Raw genomic sequence first — 4,806 nt, 5'->3', positions numbered from 1 at the left:
GGGTAACGGAGAAGTTGGCACTCTGTTGATACCATTGCCCTGTCCTGGGGACGCTATAGACAGGAAGTATCTGTTGGTTCGAGGCGGTGCTGACTGAAAAAATCGGCGGTATATTGTTTACCGGTTTCCACGGTGGTGCCACCGTTGGGAATCTCGACCCCGCTCGGATCGCCTTTGACCGAGTCGATGGTCGGCTCGATCAAGGCCACCGCCCTGACGGTATAGGTGCGTACCGGGTAGGTCACCGCCTCCGTTTCAATCTGACTCTTGTTCAGTGTCGCTTTGAACACCATTTTCAGATCCCGGCCATCCCCAGGTCCTTCAGGTAGCTATAGGGCACCTTGAGATCCATCCACCCTTGATCGATCCACCCTTGATTGACATAGCTGCCCGGGGCCTTCATCAGTCTTGTGTTGTGGGGGTCACCATTGGCTTTGAAGCCCAGCAAGTCCAGCCAGACAAATTGGCCCACTGCAATATGCGGCCACGTCAAAAACCGCATGGTTCCGCCGGCGGTCAACGCGGTGATGTCCAGCTCCGGACCTTCGCCGCTGTTGGCGGCCTCCAGAATCAACGGCTGCTTCAACTCACTGACCGGCAGGGTCTGCACGTTCAGGGTGAAGGGCAGTGAGTCTTGCGACGCACTCGAGCCCCGGGTCACGGTGTAGGTGACGGTCACCGGCTTGCCCAGGTTAAAGGCAATCACCGACACCGGCACCGGGATCTCACGGCCGATGGTGCTGATCGGGGCGGGTGTGGTGGTGTGCGAGCCGGCGCCGGCGGTACCGCTCCAGGTCACGCTCAGCAGGTCGGTGGGTTGCAGGTCACCTTGCGGCACGACCACGGTCAGGGTGTTCTGCGCGGCGATCGGATCGAGGGTGGCACCGTTGGCTCTTTCACACTCGCGGGCTTCAACTCCAACGCCGCCCCCACGCCGAACGTCAACGCATTCGAAAAACTGGTCCCGCCAACCGCTCGATCAATGAAGTACGACGCCTTGACCGTCCCCCCTTCATTACCCTTGATCAGTTCCGCCTTGATGCTGAATGGCACCGGTTTACCGGCAGTGAACGAGCTCAGCTTGACCCAGTCAGTGGCCGTGCCGGTCTTGGAACCGACCCACTCATAAGTCACCACGTCGTCCTTGACCGTATTCAGGTACTTGACGGTCAACGTGGTGCCCGGCCGGTCCGGCGGGAGCACACCGTCGACGACGCCTTCAACCTCCGGCTCCGGCAGTTCCAGGCGCGGTTCGCCGACCTGCAGCGGCGTCAGGTGCAGGGATTCGCGGATGGCGTGTGTGGCGTTGACCCGGTTGAAGGTGGCCAGCAGCGTATCCTCGATCAGCAGCTGGTAATACAGTTCCAGGGTGCCACCCTTGATGGGCGTGAGGTGCTCGCCCGCGACCGTGATGAACAGCGATTCACCGGCCTCGATCTCGCCATTGCTGATCGGACGCAGCCCCAGGTCGGGCAGGTAGGTGCCGAAGTCTGGCCGGGTGCCGAGCCAGAACAGCTTGATCGCCTGGCCGGCGGCGAACGATTTGTCGAACGGGATTTCGATACGCGTGCGCGGCAGCTCCGGGTCGATGGAGCCTTGCTGGGCGTCCTCGGCGATCGGCGCCTTGAGGCGCTGGATTTCGCCGATGACCCGGACGAATTGGCCCTTGGACTGCAGATCAGCGCTGCCATCGGTTTTTTTCAGGCGATAGGAAAACACCACCTGGGTCTTGGCCAGTTGCTTGAGCACCGCGTTGGGCACTTTCAGCTCGGGGATGCTCGGGACATTGGTCAGTGGTTCGCCCTGGATCTCGAGGTCGACCGGTGCGCCCTCCACCGGGGTGCCCCTGACCCGAACGAAGATGATGTCGCCCAGCTTGAAGTTGTTGTCTACGGCCAGGATCTGCGCGGTCGCATCCTTGTCGCCCAGTTTGTCGACGTCGAGTACGTTGTTCTGGGCGTCCTTGACGATGGGCGCGGTGAGGCGCGTCTGGTCGACGCCGACCACCACCCGCTGCTCGGCGCACCAGTCTTCGGAGCGGTTTTCGACCATATCGTAGACTTCGAAGGCCACGGCCAGGCCGCTGCTGTCCGAATCGCCCGCGGCACGAATGGTGGCTTCGTCGACCAGCACGACAATGGGATTGTTCGCAGGGTCCTTAACCTGAGCCTCGGTCAGCGGCTCGCTGAGGACAAACTTGCCACCCCAGGTCACCTGGATCACATCGCCCAGCGCCATGTTTGGGTAAGGCTGGATGGTGATCGGCACCCCGGCGGTGACGTTGTCCTTGTCGATGCCGCCGTCGAGGATCTCCTTCGGGATGGTCATGTGCAGTTCGGAATGGCCGGGCGTGTCGCCATTCTGGTCCTGGCCACCGGGCCGGGTGAGCTTGACGTACACCTTCATGACCTCGGAAGGCTCCGGCGTGCTGCCCAGGCGGGTGACACTGTACGACACGTGATGGACACCGTCGGCGATTCGCGCCGCCGGGATGAACAGCGTCAGCTCCGTGTCCTTCTCCTGCTGATCAACGGTCTCCTGCAACACCTGGTTGCTGGCGCCCCAGAAAATCACCAGCTTGTCGCCGACGGCCATGTTACCCCAGGGCCCGGCCTGGCATTGCAGGCCCTGGCGCGGGAAGTTGTCGAGCGCGGCGGCAATGTTGATGCCCCATTCGCCGGTGGGTAGGGGGCCGGTGCGGCCGGGGATTTTCAGTTCGCGCAGGACCAGCACGCTGCTGTCCGGGGTGAGGGGGGGTTGGCTGGTCATGGGGAGACTCCTGTCGGGGATAGGGATGACGGAGTTATTCAATGCCTGATGAGGTGGAGTTGGCTACTGTCAGAAATAACAGGTGAGCAGTGTTTCCAGACGAACGGTATTGCGCACTACCACCCGTCGGAATAAACCTCCGACCTGTTATTTCTGACAGTAGGCAGCTTTGTGGGAGTGCGCCTTAAATAAGGCCGTCAACCCTCTCAAGAGCTTCCACCATGAGCATTTTCAGCCCCCTCCTGTTTCCTCTGATCGAGCCCGGCACCGGTATGGGGTTGTTCGCGCTCAGGCCTTTGTTTATCGCAGGCATGACCCAGCCCGTGGTGGACGGCGACGGCGGTATCAACATTGCCGTGGTGAGCGACTATCCCGACGGCGTGCTGTGTGTCATCGATCCGTACATGGGCATGCAAGTCGGGGATCAGCACGATATTTTTTGGGGGCTGCTGAAGATCTGGCACAAGGAAGTCTTGCTGGAAGAACTCGATAAGCGTTTATTTTTCTACCTGCCGACGAAGGACATCGTCCCTGGTTGGGTCGAAACCGTGCATTACCAATTGACTCGCAAGGGCTCGAGCACACCCGATGACCCGTCGGTGCCGTTGCGGTTGCTGGTCAAGCTCGACGAACCGGGTGGGGACGATAAATTTCCTCATCTGCCCGGCCATTCGGAGCTCAAGCCAGTCGGAATACCGGAGGATGTGAGGATAAACGGTGTCACCGCCGAGTGGGCGGAAAAAGGTGTGCCGTTAACCGTACCGAAATATACGGGCATAAGGGTGCGCGACGTCATTTTTGTGTACTGGGGCAGCGTGCGTTTGCCACCTCACGTCGTTACCCAGACCCAGGCCGATGGCGCTTCCCCCATCATCATTGTCGCGGATCAGGCGGCGATTCTCGCCGGGGGGGACAGCGCCGCACTACTGGTGGAGTACGAGGTGCGCGATGAGGTCTGGAACTGGTCGCAAAAGCGCTCTCTGAGCACCACGGTGCTGGTCGACGCCGGCGCCTGGCGGCTGGAACCGCCGATTATCAAGGAGTCGATCAATGGCGTGATCGACCTGATCAAGCTGGGCAAAGCCAACGTCACGGTACAGATTCATGTCCGTACGGACGATTTCGATATCGGCGATACCGTGGTGATGACCTGGATCGGCACGCCGGCTCATGGCGAGCAACTGGTTCACCGTAGCAAGCCCACGCCAATCGACAATATTCCGAGCGTCCTCGAGCTTGAGGTGCCGAACGCCGCTGTTCGCGCCATTGCCATGGGCAAGGCGGATGCTTCCTATGTGTTGACCAAAGCCGATGGCAGCCCGCCGTTGTCATCCAAGCGCACCTTTGCCAATGTGGTCGGTGAAATCTCACAGTTGCCGGCCCCGACCATTCGCGAAGTCATCGGCGATACGCTGGAACCCACGCAAGGCATGGCGACGGTGGACATCGGGCCTTCTCCGCTCATCAAAGGAGGGGACCTGATCAACCTGGTCTGGCTGGGAACCAAATCCAACAGCCAGCCGTACCTGCATGAAATACCGCACCTTGTCAGCGATGGCGAGGCCGGAAAAACCATCACGCTGTACGTGGAAGCGGAGCACATCAAGGTGCTCGAAAACGGCAAGCTCAACCTGTTTTACCGGGTCTCCAATGATAAGTCGGCGCTCTATGGCGTCAGTGAGTCCGAGCATGCGTTCTACAACGTCGAGCGCATTCGCGCCGAGTTGCCGGCGCCTAAGGTGGTAGAAGCCCCGGACGACTTTCTTGACCCGGCGTGGGTGCCTGACAGCGCTACCTTGCGCATTGGTTACCTGGGGACAGCGGCAGGCGATGTGTTGACATATTACTGGAACGGGCCAACTGCCGCCGGCAGCACCAGCGACTGGATACCGATCACCACCATCATCGCTGGTAAACCGGTGGATTTTCGCATCGACGAGCAATTCATTACGCGGAATTTGAATCAGCAGGTCGAAGTGCGCTACACCCTCTTGCGTGCGGCTACGGGTAAGCACAGCTATTCGGCGGTGTTGGAGT

3 protein-coding genes and 1 pseudogene are annotated in these 4,806 nt (G+C 60.4%); 1 reads left to right on the top strand and 3 read right to left on the bottom strand.

From position 1 onward, the window contains the following. Positions 1-53: 53 nt before the first annotated feature. From E3W21_RS25335 to E3W21_RS25325, 3 genes are read right to left on the bottom strand one after another with little or no spacing between them, the layout of a single operon-like run. Positions 54-293, bottom strand: a complete 240-nt coding sequence (locus E3W21_RS25335; RefSeq protein ID WP_134422248.1) for a hypothetical protein — start codon at positions 291-293, stop codon at positions 54-56. Positions 294-295: 2 nt separating this feature from the next. After that, on the bottom strand, positions 296-844 hold the full coding sequence (locus E3W21_RS25330; protein ID WP_134422247.1) for a hypothetical protein: 549 nt from the start codon (positions 842-844) through the stop codon (positions 296-298). 2 nt (positions 845-846) lie between these two features. Beyond that, the gene (locus E3W21_RS25325) at positions 847-2,769 is read right to left on the bottom strand and encodes a hypothetical protein (protein ID WP_134422246.1); all 1,923 of its coding nucleotides are present in this window, start codon (positions 2,767-2,769) and stop codon (positions 847-849) included. A gap of 221 nt (positions 2,770-2,990) precedes the next feature. On the opposite strand from E3W21_RS25325, the pseudogene E3W21_RS25320 reads away from it, so the two are divergent. Then, a pseudogene (locus E3W21_RS25320) lies at positions 2,991-4,806 on the top strand (Ig-like domain repeat protein); the annotation flags it as partial.

The organism is Pseudomonas sp. F01002, from assembly GCF_004402115.1.
Classification (GTDB): domain Bacteria; phylum Pseudomonadota; class Gammaproteobacteria; order Pseudomonadales; family Pseudomonadaceae; genus Aquipseudomonas; species Aquipseudomonas frigoris.
The sequence above is the reverse complement of the archived record's forward strand: the minus strand, read 5'-3'. Positions and strand labels throughout refer to the sequence as shown.

Excerpts from the sequence above, each read along its gene's own strand:
- E3W21_RS25325 (WP_134422246.1), bottom strand. The coding sequence starts at position 2,769 with ATGACCAGCCAACCCCCCCTCACCCCGGACAGCAGCGTGCTGGTCCTG.
- E3W21_RS25335 (WP_134422248.1), bottom strand. The coding sequence starts at position 293 with ATGGTGTTCAAAGCGACACTGAACAAGAGTCAGATTGAAACGGAGGCG.